Raw genomic sequence first — 17,623 nt, 5'->3', positions numbered from 1 at the left:
CCGATCGAACAGGTGAACCAGTGTCTCGTGTACGTTCCGCTGCCGTCAGCGGTGTCCTCGCCGTCAGCATGCTCGCCCTCGCGGCCTGCGGCTCCGGGTCCAGCGACGACGAGGCCGGCGGGCAGCCGCTGAGCTCGGTCACGATCGAGGGCAAGCACGGCAAGGAGCCCAAGGTCACCTTCGACGGCCGCCTCGACGGCACGAGGACCGAGACCGAGGTCCTCATCGAGGGCGACGGCGAGACCGTCGCCGACGGCGACACGGTCAAGGCCGACTGGTGGATCGGCAACGGCTACACCGAGGAGGAGGCCCAGAGCACCTACGGGTCGGGCCCCCAGTCCCTCGAGGTCGCCGAGGACATCCTGCCGTTCCTGCGCGAGGCCCTGATCGGCAACAAGGTCGGCGACCGGGTCGTCCTGCTCACCTCGGCCGAGGAGGCCTACGGGGAGGCCGGCAACCCGAGCATCGGCATCGGCAACAAGGACGCCGTCCTCGCGGTCGTCGACATCCTCGACCGGTCCGAGACCGTGCCGCCGCTCGACGGCCCGCAGGGCGAGAAGAAGAAGCCGGCCGGATGGGCGCCCACGCTCATCGAGGAGGACGGGGTCATCACCGGCTTCGACTTCACCGACGCCCACGAGCCGAGCGGCAAGCTCATCGCCACCACCCTGGTGAAGGGCGACGGGGCGAAGGTGAAGTCCGGCCAGACCCTCACCGTCGACTACCTCGGCCAGGTCTACGGGGCCGACAAGCCCTTCGACGAGTCCTACAGCAAGGAGCCGGCCGAGTTCCCCATCGGCGTGGGCCAGGTCATCAAGGGCTGGGACGAGCGCCTCGTGGGCCGGACCGTCGGCTCCCGGGTGATCCTCGAGATCCCGCCGGCCGACGGCTACGGCAAGAAGGGCAACGAGCAGGCCGGCATCAAGGGCACCGACACGTTGTTCTTCGTGGTCGACATCCTCGCCGCCTCCTGATCCGAGCGGCGCTGGACGAGGCAGGACAGGGGCATGGCGACGCCACGTGCAGAGCGGCTGATGAACCTGCACATCCTGCTGCTCGGCGCCAAGCGCTTCATCGGCAAGGACGCGATCCGCGAGGCCGTCTACCCCGAGCACGCGCACAGTCCCGCGGGCGACGAGGCGTTCGAGCGCGCCTTCGAGCGCGACAAGGACGCCCTGCGCCAGATCGGCGCCGTGATCGAGGTCGGCAGCGCGGACGCGTTCTTCGACGACGAGATCGGCTACCGCATCCCCACCGAGCAGACGTCGCTGCCCGAGATCCGCTTCGAGTCCGACGAGGCCGCCGTGCTCGGGCTCGCCGCGCAGGTGTGGCAGCAGGCGACGCTCGCCAAGGCGACCGGCCGCGCCCTGGCCAAGCTCAAGGGGCAAGGGGTGGAGATCGACCCGTCCCGCCTGGAGGTGGTGGCCCCGGCCATCACCGCCGACGAGCCGGCCTTCGAGCCGCTCTGGGACGCCGTCGGCAAGCGCCGCCAGGTCAGCTTCCCCTACCAGCGCACCAGCGAGGCCCAGCCGACCACCCGCCGGGTCCAGCCGTGGGGGCTCGCCCGCTCGTCGGGACGCTGGTACGTCGTCGGGTTCGACGTCGACCGCGGCGCCGAGCGCGTCTTCCGCCTGTCCCGCATCGTCGGGCCGGTCCGCGCGAGCGGCAAGTCCGGTGCCTACGACGTCCCGCCGGGCACCGACGTCCGCGAGGTCGCCCGCCGGCTGTCGCCGTCGTTCCCGTCCGTGCGAGCCGAGGTGCGGGTGCGCCAGGGCACCGGCGTCGGCCTGCGCCGGCGTGCCGAGTCCGTCACGCCGATCCCGGGGCGCCCGGGGTGGGACGCGGTCGTCGTGGAGGGCCCCGTCCACGAGCTCTCCGACGAGGTGCTCACCTACGGCGCTGACGTCGTGGTGGAGGGGCCTGCGTCGCTGCGTGAGGACGTGGTGACCCGGCTCCGGGCCGTCGCTGGCCCGGTCGAGGGAACGGGAGAGGTGCGATGAGCACGCAGGGGGCGGACACCGCCCCGGACCAGGTGGCGCGGCTGCTGGCCCTCGTGCCCTACCTGCTCGCGCGCGGCGAGGTGCGCCTCGACGACGCGGCCGCCCACTTCGGCACCGACGCCGACCAGATCGAGCGCGACCTGCGCCTGCTGTTCATGACCGGCGTCTCCCCGGGACTGCCGGGCGACCTCATCGAGGTCGACCTCGAGGCGCTGGAGGGCGAGCGAATCATCCGCGTCGACAACGCCGACTACCTCGCCCGGCCGGTGCGGTTCTCGCCCGCCGAGGCCACGTCGCTGGTGGTCGCGCTCCGCACCATGCTGGAGGTGGCTCCCGCGGAGGCGCGGGAGGTCATCGAGCGCACCCTGCGCAAGCTCGAGGAGGCCGCCGGTCAGGACGACGAGGGGCTGCTGCGGCTGCACGTCACACCCACGCCTCTCGAGGCCAGCGCGGTCGTGCCGGTCCTCGAGGCGGCGATCGCGCACGGGCACCAGGTCGAGATCACCTACCACGTGCCCTCGCGCGACCAGGAGTCCCAGCGAGTGGTCGACCCCCGCGGCCTGGCGCGGGTCGAGGACCTGCTCTACCTCGACGCCTGGTGCCACACCGCCCAGGGCGACCGTGCCTTCCGGGTCGACCGCATCCTCGCGGCCACCGAGCTCGACAGCCCGGTCGCGGACCCGGCGGCGCGGGCCCGTGACCTCACCGGCGGCTGGTTCACCGATGCCGAGACGACCACGGTCACGCTGCGGCTGGCGCCGCCCGCGCGCTGGGCACTGGAGTACTACCAGGTGACGAACCAGCGGCCCGGGCCCGACGACACCGTCGACGTCGACCTCGAGGTCGCCAGCGAGCAGTGGGTGCGGTCGCTGCTGTTCCGGCTGGCACCCCACGCGGTCGTCCTCGCGCCACCCGAGTACGCCCGGGTGTTCACCGAGTCCGCACGGGCGGCGCTCAGCCTCTACGAGGACGACGGCGTAGACTCGCCGGTGTTGACGCACGCACCTCACACAACCTCAGGGACGACGGAGTGACTTCCATGGTGAATCCGATGATCGGCATGCCGCAGGGCCTGGAGTGGCTGGTGATCCTGGCGATCGTCGTGCTCGTGTTCGGTGCCGCCAAGCTGCCCGACCTCGCCCGCAGCTCGGGGCAGGCGCTGCGCATCTTCAAGACCGAGACCAAGGGCCTGCGCGACGACGACAAGACGACGCCCGAGCAGCGCGAGATCGAGAGCCGCGACCGGGCCGCCCGCGAGCAGGCCGGCGACTCCAGCCGGGACCACAGCGGGGACCACGGCCGGGACGAGGCGCGCACCGACGCCCCGGGCGAGGTGCTTCGCGAGCGCCGCGACGACACCACCGCCTGACGCGGGGCCGCGACAAGCGTGAGGATCGCGGGACTCGCTGGGCTGTTCAGCGCCCGGCCGCACCACCCTGTCGGCCCTGACGGCCGGATGGCGCTCTCGGACCACTTCCGGGAGTTCCGCGCCCGCCTGCTGCGGTGCCTGCTGGTCTTCGTGGTCGCGCTGGGCGTCGCGCTCGTGTTCCGTCACGGGTTGCTGGAGCTCGTCTACGGCCCCTACGAGCAGGCGCGCGACAAGCTGCCCGCCGGCACCACGAACGCCACCACCAGCGGCGCCGCCGCCGGCCTGCTGCTGTGGCTGACCCTGTGCGGCTTCACCTCGGCGATCGTCACCGCGCCCTACTGGCTCTACCAGATCTGGGCGTTCGTACTGCCCGGGCTCTACCCGCAGGAGCGGAAGATGAGCCGCATCTTCGTGGCCGTCGCGGGCCCGCTCTTCCTCGCCGGCGTGGTGCTCGGCTACGTCACCCTGCCGCTGGCCCTCCAGGTGCTCATCGGCTTCAACCCCGAGGGCGTCACCAACCTCATCGACTTCAACGACTACCTCCAGTTCTTCACGCGCACCCTGTTCGTGTTCGGCCTCTCCTTCAACATCCCGGTGTTCGTGGTGCTCCTCAACTTCGCCGGCGTGGTGAGGGGCGCCTCGCTCAAGGCGTACCGGCCGTGGATCATCATCGGCACGTTCGTCTTCGCCGCCGTGGCGACGCCGTCGGCCGACCCGTTCTCGATGACGTTGATGGCCGGGCCGATGGTGCTGCTGTTCTTCGCCTCGGAGGCGATCGCCCGCCTCAACGACCGCCGCCGCGCCCGCCGGGGGCCGAACTCCGGCCTGTCCCCGGACGAGCTCTCGCCGATCTGACCGGCCGCGGCGCGGTCTGACAGGGTGGACGCATGCCCGGCGCGATCACCGACCTCGACCCGTTCGACCTGCCGGAGTGGCTCGGCACGGCGGACGTCGTGTGGCGCGCCGACGCCGGGTTGCGCACCGGCCACCTCGTGCGTGGGCGCCTGACCGCCGACGGCTCGGCCCCCGAGGCCGCGCAGGAGCTCGCGTGCGACCTGCTCGCGGTCGACGAGGCGTACCCGGCGCCCGTCGTCGACGACGCGAGCCGGCTGCGCGTCCACCAGGCGTGGCGGCACGGGCAGGTGGTGGTCGGCAGCCTCGAGTCGCGCCTGGTGCTCGCCGTGCCGGGCACCGGGTTCGACCCCGAGCTCGTGCTCGACGCCCTGAGCCGCCTCGCCCGCGCCGTGGGCGCGCGGACCGAGCGCTACGCCGCGCTGCTGCGGCTCGGCTAGCCCCGGGCGCCGCACCGGCCCGCGGTGGGCCACCGGCCCGGACCTGTCGGGGCCGGGGGATAGGGTCGCGCCATGCACGACGCCCGTGCGTCCGGCCACCCGGTGGCCGGGCGCGAGATCGCACTGCTGACCAACCCCACCGCGGGTCGGGGCAGAGGTGCCCGTCACCGCGACGTCGCGCTCGCGCGGCTGCGCGAGAGCGGCTTCGTCGTGCGCAACCTGCAGGGCCGCGACGCCGACGAGGCGGCCGACCTGGCACGCGGCTGCGTGGCCGACGGGGTCGAGGCGCTCGTGGTGTGCGGCGGCGACGGCCTCGTGCACCTCGGCGCCCAGGCGGTGGCCGGCTCCGGCATCCCGCTCGGGGTGATCCCGGCGGGCACCGGCAACGACGCGGCCCGCTACCTCGGGCTCCCGCGCACCGACCCGGCGGCGGCCGCGGACCGCGTCGTGGCGTCGCGCCGCCGCACCATCGACCTGGCGCGCAGCGGCGACCGCTACTTCGTGACCGTGCTCGCCGCCGGCTTCGACGCGATCGTCAACGAGCGGGCCAACACGATGACGTGGCCGCGCGGCCAGATGCGCTACAACCTCGCCACGCTGGCCGAGCTGCGCACCTTCCGGCCGATCCCCTACGTCCTCCGGCTCGACGACGAGACGATCGAGCACGAGGCGATGCTCGTCGCCGTCGGCAACGGCCCGTCCTTCGGCGGTGGCCTGCGCATCACCGAGGGGGCGCTGCTCGACGACGGGCTGCTCGACGTCGTCGTCATCACGCGCATGAGCAAGCCCAAGCTGGTGCGGTCCTACCCGCGCCTGTTCACCGGGAGGATCGACGGCGTGGAGGAGTACGTCCACCGCCGGGTCCGCTCGGTGACGGTGGCCGCGCCCGGCATCGTGTCGTACGCCGACGGCGAGCGCTTCGGCCCGCTGCCCATCACGATCGAGTGCGTGCCCGGCGCGCTGGAGGTGTTCGCATGAGCGACCGTCCCGACGAGCAGCTGTCCCCTGCCGAGCGCTACGCGGCGTTCCGGCGGGAGAAGCCCTATCCGATGCTCAAGGAGTTTTCCAGCCTGCACGGCTTCGAGCTCGACGACTTCCAGGTCCGCGCGTGCCAGGAGATCGAGAGCGGCCGCGGCGTGCTCGTCGCCGCACCGACCGGCTCCGGCAAGACGATCGTCGGTGAGTTCGCGATCCACCTCGCGCTGCAGACCGGCCGCAAGGCGTTCTACACGACCCCGATCAAGGCGCTGTCCAACCAGAAGTACCACGACCTCGTCAGGCGCTACGGCGCCGACAACGTCGGCCTGCTGACCGGCGACAACGTGGTCAACGGCGAGGCGCCCGTGGTGGTGATGACCACCGAGGTGCTGCGCAACATGCTCTACGCCGGCTCGCGCACGCTGCTCAACCTGGGGTTCGTCGTCATGGACGAGGTGCACTACCTCGCCGACCGCATGCGCGGCGCCGTGTGGGAGGAGGTGATCATCCACCTGCCGGAGTCGGTGACGCTGGTGTCGCTGTCGGCGACGGTGTCCAACGCCGAGGAGTTCGGCGAGTGGCTGGCCACCGTGCGCGGCGAGACGACCACGATCGTGGAGGAGAAGCGGCCGGTGCCGCTGTTCCAGCACGTCATGGTGGGCCGCCGGCTGCTCGACCTGTTCGCCTCCTCCGACGTCGACGCCAGCGCGGGCTTCGTCAAGGAGGGCGCGCCGGTCAACGACGAGCTCACCCGCATCGCCCGCGACGACTGGGCGAGCTCGCGATTGATGCGTGACCGCCGCTCGCCCCGCAAGGGCAAGCCGGGGTCCTCGAAGAACCCCCGTGCCGTCGGCAACGGACGCCGGGTGTGGATCCCCAGCCGGGTCGAGGTGGTCGAGCGGCTCGACCGCGAGGGCCTGCTGCCGGCGATCGTGTTCATCTTCAGCCGCGCCGGCTGCGACGCCGCCGTGACCCAGCTCGTGCAGGCCAACACCCGGCTGACCACGGCCGCGGAGCGCGACGAGATCTTCGCGCGCGTCGAGGAGGCGGCCCGCACGCTGCCGGAGGAGGACCTGCACGTCCTCGGCTACCACGAGTTCCTCGACGGCCTCACCCGCGGCATCGCCGCCCACCACGCCGGCCTGCTCCCGGCGTTCAAGCAGGTGGTGGAGGAGCTGTTCCAGGAGGGGCTGGTCAAGGTCGTCTTCGCCACCGAGACCCTCGCCCTGGGCATCAACATGCCCGCGCGCACCGTGGTGATCGAGAAGCTCTCGAAGTGGAACGGCGAGTCGCACGCCGACCTGACGCCGGGGGAGTACACCCAGCTCACGGGTCGCGCCGGTCGCCGCGGGCTCGACATCGAGGGGCACGGCGTCGTGCTCTACCAGCCGGGCATGAACCCGCGCGAGGTCGCCGGCCTCGCCTCGACGCGCACGTACCCGCTGCGCTCCTCCTTCCGGCCGTCCTACAACATGGCGGTCAACCTGGTGCACCAGTTCGGCCGGGCCCGCTCCCGCGAGCTGCTCGAGCAGTCGTTCGCCCAGTTCCAGGCCGACAAGGCGGTCGTCGGCCTCGCTCGGCAGGTGCACAAGGCCGAGGAGGCGCTCGACGGCTACCGGGAGGCGGCCACGTGCCACCTCGGCGACTTCATGGAGTACGCCGGGCTGCGCCGGCGGATCTCCGACCTCGAAAAGGGCGCGGCCCGCGACCGGCGGCTGGACCGCCGCGAGGAGGCCATACGGTCGCTCGGCAAGCTCCGCCCCGGCGACGTCATCCACGTGCCCGCCGGCAAGTTCAGCGGGCTCGCGGTGGTCATCGACCCGGGGCACTCCGGCGACGAGCCGAGGCCCTATGTCGTGACCGCCGACCGCCAGGCCCGCCGGCTGGCGCCGATGGACTTCCCGGTCCCCGTCGAGGCGATCGGCCGGCTGCGGGTGCCCAAGTCGTTCAACGGCCGCAACCCCGCCATGCGCCGCGAGCTCGCCACCGCCCTGCGCGACAGGGCCGACAGCTTCGAGGGCCCGGCCCCGCGGCAGTCGAAGCAGCGCGACGGCGCCGACACCGCGACCGACCGCGAGGTGGCACGGCTGCGCGCGGACCTGAAGGCCCACCCGTGCCACCGGTGCCCCGACCGCGAGGACCACGCGCGGTGGGCGGAGCGCTGGTTCAAGCTGCAGCGCGACACCGAGACGCTCAAGCGGCGGGTGGAGAACCGCACCAACACGGTCGCGCGGACCTTCGACCGCGTCTGCGACGTGCTGGCCGCGCTCGGCTACCTCGAGGGCGACACCGTCACCGAGAAGGGCGCCCACCTGCGGCGCATCTACACCGACATGGACCTCGTCGCGGCCGAGGCGATCCGGGCCGGCCTGTTCGACGAGCTCGCGCCGTCCGAGCTCGCGGCCGTGCTGTCCGCCCTCGTCTTCGAGGCCCGGCGCGCCGACGACGCGTCGTCGCCGAAGATGCCCGGCGGCCGCGTGCGGCCGGTGCTCGCCGAACTGGTGCGGCTCTGGGGGCAGCTCGACGCGCTGGAGCGCGACCACAAGCTCGACTTCCTGCGCGAGCCCGACATCGGGTTCGCCTGGGCGGCGTGGCGCTGGGCCGAGGGCGACGACCTCGACGACGTGCTGATGGTGACCGGCCTGTCGGCGGGCGACTTCGTGCGCTGGATGAAGCAGCTGCTCGACCTGTGCGGCCAGGTGGCCGACGCCGCGGGCGAGCGCGAGCTGCGCGACACCGCCCGCGCGACGGCGAAGCTGCTCAAGCGCGGCGTGATCGCGTACTCCGTGCTCGCGGAGTGACAGGCTGAGCACATGACCGCCCCCGCCGGCAGCCGTCTCATGCTGCTCGACACCGCCTCGCTCTACTTCCGCGCGTTCTTCGGGGTGCCCGACTCGCTGAAGGCACCCGACGGCACACCGGTCAACGCCGTGCGCGGGCTGATGGACTTCATCAGCCGGCTCGTGGGGGAGTACGACCCCACGCACCTGGCCTGCTGCTGGGACGACGACTGGCGGCCGCAGTGGCGCGTCGACCTGATCCCCTCCTACAAGGCGCACCGGGTGGTCCGCGCCGTCCCGGGCCCCCGGCCCGACGTCGAGGAGGTGCCCGACCCGCTCGAGGCGCAGGTCCCCATCATCTTGTCGGTGCTCGAGGCCTACGGCATCCCGGTCGTGGGCCACCCCGAGATGGAGGCCGACGACGTCATCGGCACCCTCGCCACCGGCGCCGGGATGCCGGTCGACATCGTCACCGGCGACCGCGACCTGTTCCAGCTCGTCGACGACGACGCGGCGGTGCGCGTGCTCTACGTCGCGCGCGGCGTCAGCCGCCACGAGCGCGTGGACAACGCCTGGGTGCGCGCCAAGTACGGCGTCGACGCCCACCAGTACGCCGGCCTCGCGACCCTGCGCGGGGACGCCTCCGACGGGCTGCCGGGCGTCGCCGGGGTGGGGGACAAGACGGCCGCCACGCTGCTCAACCGCTTCGGCACCGTCGAGGCGATCATCGAGGCCGCCGCCGACCCCGGCTCCGACATGGGGCCCGGCCCGCGGGGCAAGATCAAGGCGGCTGCCGACTACCTCGCGGTCGCGCCACGCGTGGTCGCCGTACGCCGTGACCTCGACCTCGGCACGCCTGACCTCACCCGGCCCCGCACCCCCGCCGACCACGACGCACTCGTGGCCCTGGACGAGAAGTGGGGCCTCGGTTCGTCTGCCGTGCGGCTGGTGCAGGCACTGTCCGGCGCGCACTAGGGTGACGCCGTGAGCTCCTCCGAGGTCGAGTCCAAGGACCGGCAGATCCTCTCGCTGCTGGCCGCCGACGGGCGGATGTCCTTCACCGACCTCGGCAGGGCGACCGACCTGTCCACCTCGGCGGTGCACCAGCGCGTCAAGCGGCTCGAGCAGCGCGGGCTCATCACCGGCTACGGCGCGACGATCGACCACGACCAGCTCGGCCGGCCGCTGACGGCGTTCATCTCGATCACCCCGATCGACCCCTCGCAGCCCGACGACTATCCCGAGCGACTGGCCGGCATCAAGGAGATCGAGTCGTGCTGGTCGGTCGCCGGCGAGGAGTCCTACATCCTCAAGATCCGCGTCGCCACGCCGCTGGCGCTCGAGGAGCTGCTCGCGCGGATCCGCGGCGCCGCCAGCGTCTCGACGCGCACCACGATCGTGCTCTCGACCCCCTACGAGAACCGACCCATCGACTGACCGTCCCGTCCCGCCCGCCGCACCGGGAGCGCCCATGGCACCGTCCACGCACGACCTGCTGACCGCCGAGCGCCTGGCGCTCGTGGACGACCTGTCCGCCCTGACCGCCGCCCAGTGGCAGGAGCCCTCGCTGTGCGGCGGCTGGCGGGTGGTCGACGTCGCGGCGCACCTCGCGTGGACGCCGACGCTCGGCGCCGTGCAGGGCGCCGCCGCGCTGGCGCGGTACCGCTCGGTGAACCGGATGATCGCGCGCACCGCCGTGGCGTGGTCGGCGCGGGGCCGCGAGGCGATCCTCGAGCAGCTCACCGACAACGCCCGGTCCGGCGCCACGCCGATCGGGATGCCGAGGGTGTCGGCGCTGGCGGACGCCGTCGTGCACGGCATCGACGTACGCCGCCCGCTCGGCCTGCCGCACGACCTCCCGCCGCCGGCCGTCGGCCGGATCGCGGACTTCGCCCTCGCCACGCCGTGGCCGCTCACAGCCGTCATCGGCGGGAGCTCGCGCCGTCGCGTCGCCGGGGTCCGCCTCGTCGTGCCGGAGGCCGGCTGGAGCCACGGCGACGGGCCGGAGGTCACGCTGTCGGCCAACGCGGCCGTGCGCCTGGTGTACGGGCGCCCGGTGTCCGGTGAGGAGCTCGACGGCCCCGGCGTACCGGTCCTGCTCCCGCGGTTGTGAGGTCGTTTCTTGCAATCCCCCGCTTAAGCGGGGGATCGCGAACTTCCGGGGGCCTGCATACCCATGGAGGTTCGCACAACCCTCGGCAGGTCAGGCGCCGATCGGGCCGCGCCGGCTGTCGAGCAGGCGGCGGATCCGGGCGGCGGTCGTCACCGGGTCGGCCAGGTCGGTCCAGCCGATGCGGATGCACACCCAGCCGGTGAGCTGGCAGATCCGTTCCTCGCGGCGCTTCTCCCGCATGAGGTACTGCTCGAGCGTCTCCCCGGGACGCCGGTGCTGCTCGTACTTCACGCGCCCGTCGAACTCGAGGAACACACCGTGCTCCGGCCACGCGAAGTCGGCGCGCGCGAAGACCTGGCCGTGCTCGTCGACCACCGGGTACTGCGGCTCGGGCCTCGGCAGGTGCTGCTGCCTGCAGAGGTAGTACGTCCTCGTCTCCGCCACGGACTCCATCCGCTCGTCGGCGAGCGCCACGACGACGTGCGCCGACAGCGTGTGCGGCCAGTGCTTCATCGCCCGCGCCGACGCGACCAGCTCCTCGCGCGTCATGTGCTGTCCGTGCAGCAGGCCGTTGGTGACGACCAGCGCCGGTTCAGGAGGCACGCTGGCCATCACCTCGACGGCGGCCCGGGCGGCCGGCCCCACGCGTACGCCGTTGACGACGCGCACGTCCTCCTCCGGCAGGGCGCCGGCATGGTGCACGACCCCGGCCTCGCGGCGGGCCGCCTTGCCGTCGGTGCGCGTCGTGTGGACCTCGTCGAGCGGGATGTTCCACACCGGTGCGCCGAGCTCGACGGCCGCGGACACGTGGGTGAGCGCCGTCAGCGGGTGCGCGACGCGGAGCACGGCGCGGCACAGGACCCGGTGCTGGTCGACGGGGGACAAGCGCTCCCACAGCGCGCGGTCGACGTACGCGCCGCGCCGGACCCGGTGCAGGACACCGGCGCGTACGAGCACGCGGAGCTGGTGGTCGGTGTAGCCGTCGTCGACCAGCTCGCTGCGGAGGCGGACGACGTGCGTGAGGTCGGGTGCGGGCGGTCGCTGCATGCACCCGTGATGCCCGGTGAGCGGGGCGGCGGAAACGCCGGTGGTGCCGGCTGTGGAGGACGCCGACCGCGGACCGGACTTGCCGAGGGTTGTGCGAAGTTCCGGTGGCGTGCAGGCCCCCTGATGTTCGCAATCCCCCGCCTAAGCGGGGGATTGCCGGACTTCAGGGGGCGTTCAGGGGGCGCTCAGGGGCGGACGGGCCGCGCGCCTACCAGGCCTGCAGCGCGGCGGTACGCCGCGACGCCTCGGCCATCTCGGCGGCTTTGAGGGAGGCCTCGTCGAGGCGGCCGTGCTCCTCCCACCACCGCTGGCCGGACTCGGGCAGGGTGTGGATCGGGTCGTAGTACTCGTAGTGGCGCGAGAGGGCCTCGGCGTCGTCGGCCTCGATGGACGTGCGGTAGTTCTTCGTCCAGTACGAGATGCCGTGCTCGGTGTCGTAGTCGGCGAGCTGGTGCACCCACCGCTTGCCGACGAAGGGCACGTCGCACACGATGCGCGGCGTCGCGAACCCGGGCAGGTAGCCCATGATGTGGTGCTGGAGGCGCTGCGCGTCGGCGACCGAGACCCGCCAGTGCTCCGAGAACGGGATCATGTCGCACATGTAGAAGTAGTAGGGCATGATCTGCGCCCCGTCGAGTAGCCGGAAGCAGAGGTCGAGCAGCGCGTGCGGGTCGGCGTTCACGCCGTTGAGCAGCACGCCTTGGTTGCGTACGTCGCGCAGGCCGGCGTCGAGCATCGCGCGCGAGGCCTCGGCGACGATCGGCGTCACGGAGCTCGCGTGGTTGGCGTGGGTGTGCATCGCGAGGGAGACCCCGCGCGAGCGGGCGACCGCGGCGACGCGGGCGACGCCCTCGACGACGTCGGGCTGCAGCCAGTGCTGCGGCAGGCCGATGAGCGCCTTCGTGGCCAGCCGGATGTCACGGATGTTGTCGACCTCGAGCACCGACATGAGGAACGCCTCGAGGCGGGGCCAGGGCATGTTGGCCACGTCGCCGCCGGACACCACGACGTCGCGCACCGACGGCGTGCGCCGGAGGTAGTCGAGCATGTCGCCGAGCCGGTCGTTGGGCTTCGCGGCGAACTTCAGCTTGTCGATGACCGGCGTCGAGTTGCCCACGAGGTCCATGCGCGTGCAGTGGCCGCAGTACTGCGGGCAGGTGGGCAGCAGCTCGGCGAGGACCTTGGTGGGGTAGCGGTGGGTGAGGCCCTCGGTGGCCCACATGTCGTGCTCGTGGAGGGAGTCGCGGGCCGCGTGCGGGTGCGAGGGCCAGTCGGTGCGCCGGTCGCTGAACACCGGGATCATGTAGTGCCGGACCGGGTCGGCGTAGAACTCCTCGGTCAGCGAGCCGGGGCCGGCGGGCTCGAAGGCCGGCGCCATCGTGTTCATCATCTGCGGCGGCACGAGCATCGACATCGTCGCGCGCTCGGCCTGGTCGCGCTCGAGGTCGGCGTAGAAGCGCTCGTCGAGCAGGTCGCCCATGAGCTCGCGCAGCTGCTTCACGTTCTTGATGCAGTGCGCGCGCTGCCACTGCACGGACGCCCAGTCCGCTGCCGTGACGTCGGACCAGCCCGGGAAGCGGGTCCAGTCCGGCTCGACGAGCTCCACCCGCTGGTAGGGGTAGGGCTGTCCGGTGGCGAGGCCGACGGCGGTCTCGATGCTCATGCGATCTCCTTGCAGGGCCTTGGGAGGCGCCCGGGTCGGGACGTGCGGCGCGCCGGTTGTGTGTGCGGCGACACATCTGGGAGAGTACGTGGAGAACGTACGGCGCGTCCAATGCCACGCCGCAAGATTTCCCGCTGAACCGCGTGAACCTAGAAGGATGCTCTGAATGACGACCGACACGGACATCCGCACGAGCGACCCGACGGGCCTGCACCGGGTGCTCGACGAGCGCACCGTGCTCCCGCAGGCGGCGCAGCGCCTCGACACGCGGCGCGAGCTCTGGTCCGACGAGGTCCGTGTCCGCGTCGAGCGGCTGAACCTCGACGCGGCGTCGTTCCGCCAGCTGGAGCGGGTGCACACCCACGACGGGGTCACCGACGGCGACGCCGTGCGTGCCGAGGTCCTCGACATCGTCGCCACGCGCGGCAAGATGCAGAACCCCGAGACCGGCTCGGGCGGCATGCTCGTCGGCACGGTCGAGGAGGTCGGCCCCGAGTCGCCGCTCGGCCTCTCGGTGGGCGATCGGGTCGCGACCCTCGTCAGCCTCACCCTGACCCCGCTCGTGATCGAGGACGGGCTCGCCCGCTGGGACGGCCGCAGCGAGCAGGTGCCCTGCGACGGCTACGCCGTGCTCTTCGGTCGCTCGATCGCCGCCGTCATCCCCGACGACCTCGACCCCGCGCTCTCGCTCAGCGTGATGGACGTCTGCGGCGCGCCCGCCCTGACCGCCCGCGTCGTGGAGGAGCACGTCGCCCGCGGCGCGCGGCCCACCGTCGCGGTGATCGGCGGCGCGGGCAAGTCGGGCTCCCTCAGCCTGGCCGCCGCCCGGGCCGCCGGAGCGGAGCGCACGATCGGGGTGGTGCCCCACCAGGGCGAGCACGACCTGCTCACCGCCGCCGGTCTCGCCGACAGGGTCGCCGTCGCGGACGCCCGTGACCCCGTCGCGCTCCGCGACGCGGTGACCGCGGCGGGTGGCCCCGCCGACGTCACCGTCGTCTGCGTCGACGTGCCCGGCTGCGAGGGCGGCGCGATCCTCGCGACCGCCGACGGCGGCACGGTCGTCTTCTTCTCGATGGCCACCAGCTTCAGCGCCGCGGCACTCGGTGCCGAAGGGCTGGCCGCCGACGTGCGGATGCTCGTCGGCAACGGCTACGTCCCCGGCCACGCGGCGTACGCCATGGAGCTGCTGCGCTCGGACGCCGGGGTCCGGGCACTGTTCGAGCGGAGGCTCTGAGGTGGCCCGCACGACCAGCACCCTGGGCATCGACCGCGCCGACGTGCGCCGCGCGCGGACGCTGGCCCGGCAGGTCGGGCGACCGATCGTCGACCTCGCCCAGCGGCACACCACGGTGAGCGTCGAGCGCGCCACGCTCCGCCTCGCCGGCCTCGCCGGCGCCGACCCCGACGGCACGCCGTGGGTGAACCGCCTGGCGGACGTCGTCCGCGCCGACGTCGGCCTCGAGCACGGCGTCAGCCTGCCGGTGTGGGACGCACTCCTCCGGGGCGAGGGCGACGACCTGCTCACGCTCGCCCAGAAGGCCGCGGCGGGCTCGGTGACCTTCCGCGTGCCGGAGGGCAAGGACGCGACGCGCGCGAGGGCGGCCGCCCGCAAGGCCGTCGGCGCCGGGATCAGGACCATCGACCGCCAGCGCGCGGTCCGCGAGAGGATGATCGCCAAGGTCGGCGACGCCCCGAGCAAGCCGTGGATCTACCTCATCGTCGCCACCGGCGACATCCACGAGGACATCCCGCAGGCGCAGGCCGCCGCGCGCGAGGGCGCCGACGTCATCGCGGTGATCCGCTCGACCGGCCAGTCGCTGCTCGACTTCGTGCCGGAGGGCGCGACGCGCGAGGGCTTCGCCGGCACGTACGCCACGCAGGAGAACTTCCGCCTCATGCGCGCGGCGCTGGACGAGACGTCGAGGGAGCTCGGCCGCTACGTCCGGCTCACCAACTACGCCTCGGGGCTCTGCATGCCGGAGATCGCCGCGCTGGCGGGCCTCGAGCGCCTCGACATGATGCTCAACGACTCGATGTACGGGATCCTGTTCCGCGACATCAACCCGATCCGGACGTTCGTGGACCAGCGCTTCAGCCGCCAGGTGCACGCCCGGGCCGGCATCATCATCAACACCGGCGAGGACAACTACCTCACCACCGCCGACGCGGTCGAGGCCGCGCACACGGTCACCACCAGCCAGCTGCTCAACGAGTACTTCGCCAAGGAGGCCGGCCTCGAGGACTGGCAGCTCGGGCTCGGCCACGCGTTCGAGATCGACCCCGAGGTGCCCGACTCGTTCCGCCTCGAGCTGGCCCACGCGATGCTGGCCCGCGAGCTGTTCCCCGACGCGCCGCTGAAGTGGATGCCGCCCACCCGGCACATGACCGGCGACATCTTCAAGGGCTACCTGCTCGACGGTTTCTTCAACCTCGTCGGCGCCCTCACCGGTCAGGGCATCCTGCTCGTGGGCATGATGACCGAAGCCGTCGTCACGCCCTGGATCTCCGACCGCGACCTGGCCCTGCAGAACGTCCGCTACGTCATGAACGCCGCCGGCAACCTGCACGAGGACTTCCGGCCCGCACCCGACGGCTTCATCGCCGGTCGGGCCCGCCAGGTGCTCGGCGAGGCCGTCGGGCTGCTCGAGGAGATCAAGGCCGACCGCAGCGCGCCGGGGCAGCCGCCGCTGCTGTCCGCGATCGCCGACGGCACGTTCGGCCTGATGAAGCGACCGGCCGACAAGGGCAAGGGGCTCGACGGCGTCGCGCCCAAGGCCGCCGACTACTACAACCCCGCGACCGAGATCCTGGAGGGCGCATGAGCACCGGACTCGTCCGTCCCTACGGCGACACCACCGGCGACGGCATGGTGCAGCTGTCCTTCACCCTGCCCATCCCGCACTCCAAGGTCGCCGAGGGTGCCGCCGTGCAGCTCGCCAACAAGATGGGGATGGACCCGGCGCTGGTCGTGCACGCCAAGGCGATGGGGGAGGGCTTCACGTTCTTCGTGGTGTACGGGCGGGTGAACCACCTCGTCGACCCCAGCACCGTCGAGGTGGTGGAGCGCGACTACCCGCTGCTGACCCCCAAGGAGGCCAACGCGGCCATCAAGCGGTCACTGCGGCGCCGCCTGGTGGTCGTCGGCGGCTGCATCGGCACCGACGCGCACACCGTCGGGATCGACGCGATCCTCAACATCAAGGGGTTCGCGGGGGAGAAGGGCCTGGAGTACTACCGCGAGCTCAAGGTCGTGAACCTCGGCGCCCAGGTGTCGGTCCCGCAGCTCGTCGAGGCGGCCCGCGAGGAGAAGGCCGACGCGGTGCTGGTCTCCCAGGTCGTCACCCAGCGCGACGCCCACCTGCTCAACACCCGCGAGATGTCCGCGGCCTTCCGGGAGGCCTATCCCGCCGCGCGGCGTCCGCTCCTCGTCGTGGGCGGGCCCCGCTTCGACGAGACGATGGCCGACGAGCTCGGCGTCGACCGGGTCTTCAGCAGGGGCACGACGCCCGGCGAGGTCGCGTCGTTCATCGTCCACCGGCTTGCCGGTCCTCGCGGGCCGGCCGGCACCAGCACGGAGAAGGCCTCATGAGCACCGAGTCCCGCGTCGGCACCGTCGTCACGCACCGCCGCTACGTCCCCTACTCGCACGCCCACTACGCCGGGAACCTGGTCGACGGCGCCTACAGCCTCGGCCTGTTCGGCGACGTGGCGACCGAGATGTGCATCGTCCTCGACGGCGACGAGGGGCTGTTCGCGTCGTACTCCGACGTGCAGTTCCGGGCACCGGTGCGCGCCGGCGACGTCCTGGAGATCACCGCGACGCTCGTGCGCGAGGGCACCCGCAGCCGGGTGATGGACTTCGCCGTCCACGTCGTCGGACGGGGTACGCCGAGCGCCGAGGCACCCGGCGCGGCCGAGGTCCTCGACCCGCCGGTCGTGGCCACGACGGCCACGGGCACCGTCGTCGTGCCCGCGCGCCCCTGACCGCCGTCCCTCGCCCCGCGTCCCCGACCCGGGTCCGGCGACCCGCATCCCTGGTCCGGGAGTACCGACACCGGCGTGTCGAGCACGACACGCCGTCGCCGCCGAGATTTCCTCGAGCGACTGCCCGACCGCCTGCCCGGCGCTGACCTGCGGTTTCGCCCGAACGCGCAGGTCAGGAGCCGGTTGACATCACCCCTTGGGGGAGGGAGGGTTCCGGGGTCCGCCTGTGCAGCTCGCGGGTGGCGTCATCGGCAGTGGGGAGACTGACGTGAGGTACGTGGAGCCAGCGGTGCCCCGTGTCCGCCGACCCGTCGACGACGCCCCGCGGGGGCTGGATGCGGGAGGGACCTCGGGGCCGTAGACAACTTCGTGCGATCGGCAGCCAGTCGGCTCGCGC

The 17,623-nt window shown here is 72.6% G+C and carries 17 protein-coding genes; 15 read left to right on the top strand and 2 right to left on the bottom strand.

The genetic code is table 11. The features are described from left to right. Window positions 1–20: 20 nt before the first annotated feature. The 11 genes from J3P32_RS15440 to J3P32_RS15390 all read left to right on the top strand — a co-directional run bounded on the left by J3P32_RS15440 (window position 21) and on the right by J3P32_RS15390 (window position 10,532). Window positions 21–974, top strand: a complete 954-nt coding sequence (locus J3P32_RS15440; RefSeq protein WP_210440942.1) for an FKBP-type peptidyl-prolyl cis-trans isomerase — start codon at window positions 21–23, stop codon at window positions 972–974. Window positions 975–1,007: 33 nt separating this feature from the next. Then, window positions 1,008–2,000, top strand: coding sequence for a helix-turn-helix transcriptional regulator (locus J3P32_RS15435; protein WP_210440941.1), 993 nt, complete (start codon window positions 1,008–1,010; stop codon window positions 1,998–2,000). Further along, on the top strand, window positions 1,997–3,034 hold the full coding sequence (locus J3P32_RS15430) for a helix-turn-helix transcriptional regulator (protein WP_210440940.1): 1,038 nt from the start codon (window positions 1,997–1,999) through the stop codon (window positions 3,032–3,034). Before J3P32_RS15435 ends, J3P32_RS15430 begins: the two co-directional genes overlap by 4 nt. A 5-nt stretch (window positions 3,035–3,039) precedes the next feature. Beyond that, the gene (gene tatA, locus J3P32_RS18285; protein WP_210440939.1) at window positions 3,040–3,369 is read left to right on the top strand and encodes a twin-arginine translocase TatA/TatE family subunit; all 330 of its coding nucleotides are present in this window, start codon (window positions 3,040–3,042) and stop codon (window positions 3,367–3,369) included. Between the two features lie 87 nt (window positions 3,370–3,456). Further along, the gene (tatC, locus tag J3P32_RS15420; protein ID WP_210440938.1) at window positions 3,457–4,224 is read left to right on the top strand and encodes a twin-arginine translocase subunit TatC; all 768 of its coding nucleotides are present in this window, start codon (window positions 3,457–3,459) and stop codon (window positions 4,222–4,224) included. 32 nt (window positions 4,225–4,256) lie between these two features. Next, window positions 4,257–4,661 carry a hypothetical protein gene (locus J3P32_RS15415; protein WP_210440937.1) on the top strand — a complete coding sequence of 135 codons (405 nt, stop codon included), beginning with the start codon at window positions 4,257–4,259 and terminating at the stop codon, window positions 4,659–4,661. Window positions 4,662–4,733: 72 nt separating this feature from the next. Beyond that, window positions 4,734–5,639, top strand: coding sequence for a diacylglycerol kinase (locus J3P32_RS15410; RefSeq protein ID WP_246851231.1), 906 nt, complete (start codon window positions 4,734–4,736; stop codon window positions 5,637–5,639). After that, window positions 5,636–8,440 carry a DEAD/DEAH box helicase gene (locus J3P32_RS15405; RefSeq protein WP_210440936.1) on the top strand — a complete coding sequence of 935 codons (2,805 nt, stop codon included), beginning with the start codon at window positions 5,636–5,638 and terminating at the stop codon, window positions 8,438–8,440. The genes J3P32_RS15410 and J3P32_RS15405 overlap by 4 nt, the downstream gene beginning before the upstream one ends. 12 nt (window positions 8,441–8,452) lie before the next feature. Further along, window positions 8,453–9,394, top strand: coding sequence for a 5'-3' exonuclease (locus tag J3P32_RS15400; protein ID WP_246851230.1), 942 nt, complete (start codon window positions 8,453–8,455; stop codon window positions 9,392–9,394). Between the two features lie 9 nt (window positions 9,395–9,403). After that, window positions 9,404–9,856 carry an Lrp/AsnC family transcriptional regulator gene (locus J3P32_RS18590; RefSeq protein ID WP_307861721.1) on the top strand — a complete coding sequence of 151 codons (453 nt, stop codon included), beginning with the start codon at window positions 9,404–9,406 and terminating at the stop codon, window positions 9,854–9,856. Between the two features lie 34 nt (window positions 9,857–9,890). Then, window positions 9,891–10,532 carry a maleylpyruvate isomerase family mycothiol-dependent enzyme gene (locus tag J3P32_RS15390; RefSeq protein ID WP_210440935.1) on the top strand — a complete coding sequence of 214 codons (642 nt, stop codon included), beginning with the start codon at window positions 9,891–9,893 and terminating at the stop codon, window positions 10,530–10,532. Window positions 10,533–10,622: 90 nt separating this feature from the next. Here J3P32_RS15390 and J3P32_RS15385 read toward each other — a convergent pair whose 3' ends face one another. Further along, on the bottom strand, window positions 10,623–11,579 hold the full coding sequence (locus tag J3P32_RS15385) for a hypothetical protein (protein WP_210440934.1): 957 nt from the start codon (window positions 11,577–11,579) through the stop codon (window positions 10,623–10,625). A 208-nt stretch (window positions 11,580–11,787) separates the two neighbouring features. Further along, entirely contained in the window at window positions 11,788–13,242 is a 1,455-nt protein-coding gene (locus J3P32_RS15380; protein WP_210440933.1) for a KamA family radical SAM protein, read from the bottom strand. Window positions 13,243–13,408: 166 nt separating this feature from the next. Here J3P32_RS15380 and kdd point away from each other — a divergent pair, with 166 nt between their 5' ends. Genes kdd through kal form a run of 4 tightly spaced genes read left to right on the top strand, consistent with a single transcriptional unit; the run spans window position 13,409 to window position 17,226 of the window. Beyond that, window positions 13,409–14,476, top strand: coding sequence for an L-erythro-3,5-diaminohexanoate dehydrogenase (kdd, locus tag J3P32_RS15375; protein WP_210440932.1), 1,068 nt, complete (start codon window positions 13,409–13,411; stop codon window positions 14,474–14,476). A gap of 1 nt (window position 14,477) precedes the next feature. Next, window positions 14,478–16,064 carry a lysine 5,6-aminomutase subunit alpha gene (kamD, locus tag J3P32_RS15370; RefSeq protein ID WP_210440931.1) on the top strand — a complete coding sequence of 529 codons (1,587 nt, stop codon included), beginning with the start codon at window positions 14,478–14,480 and terminating at the stop codon, window positions 16,062–16,064. Beyond that, window positions 16,061–16,831 (top strand): lysine 5,6-aminomutase subunit beta, encoded by a 771-nt coding sequence (gene kamE / locus J3P32_RS15365; protein ID WP_210440930.1) that lies wholly within the window; start codon window positions 16,061–16,063, stop codon window positions 16,829–16,831. Before kamD ends, kamE begins: the two co-directional genes overlap by 4 nt. Beyond that, window positions 16,828–17,226 carry a 3-aminobutyryl-CoA ammonia lyase gene (gene kal / locus J3P32_RS15360; RefSeq protein WP_210440929.1) on the top strand — a complete coding sequence of 133 codons (399 nt, stop codon included), beginning with the start codon at window positions 16,828–16,830 and terminating at the stop codon, window positions 17,224–17,226. The genes kamE and kal overlap by 4 nt, the downstream gene beginning before the upstream one ends. Window positions 17,227–17,623 lie beyond the last annotated feature (397 nt).

The organism is Nocardioides xinjiangensis (assembly GCF_017916385.1).
Taxonomy (GTDB): Bacteria; Actinomycetota; Actinomycetes; order Propionibacteriales; family Nocardioidaceae; genus Nocardioides; species Nocardioides xinjiangensis.
Note: the sequence above shows the minus strand (reverse complement) of the source record. Positions and strands in the feature narration are given on the sequence as shown.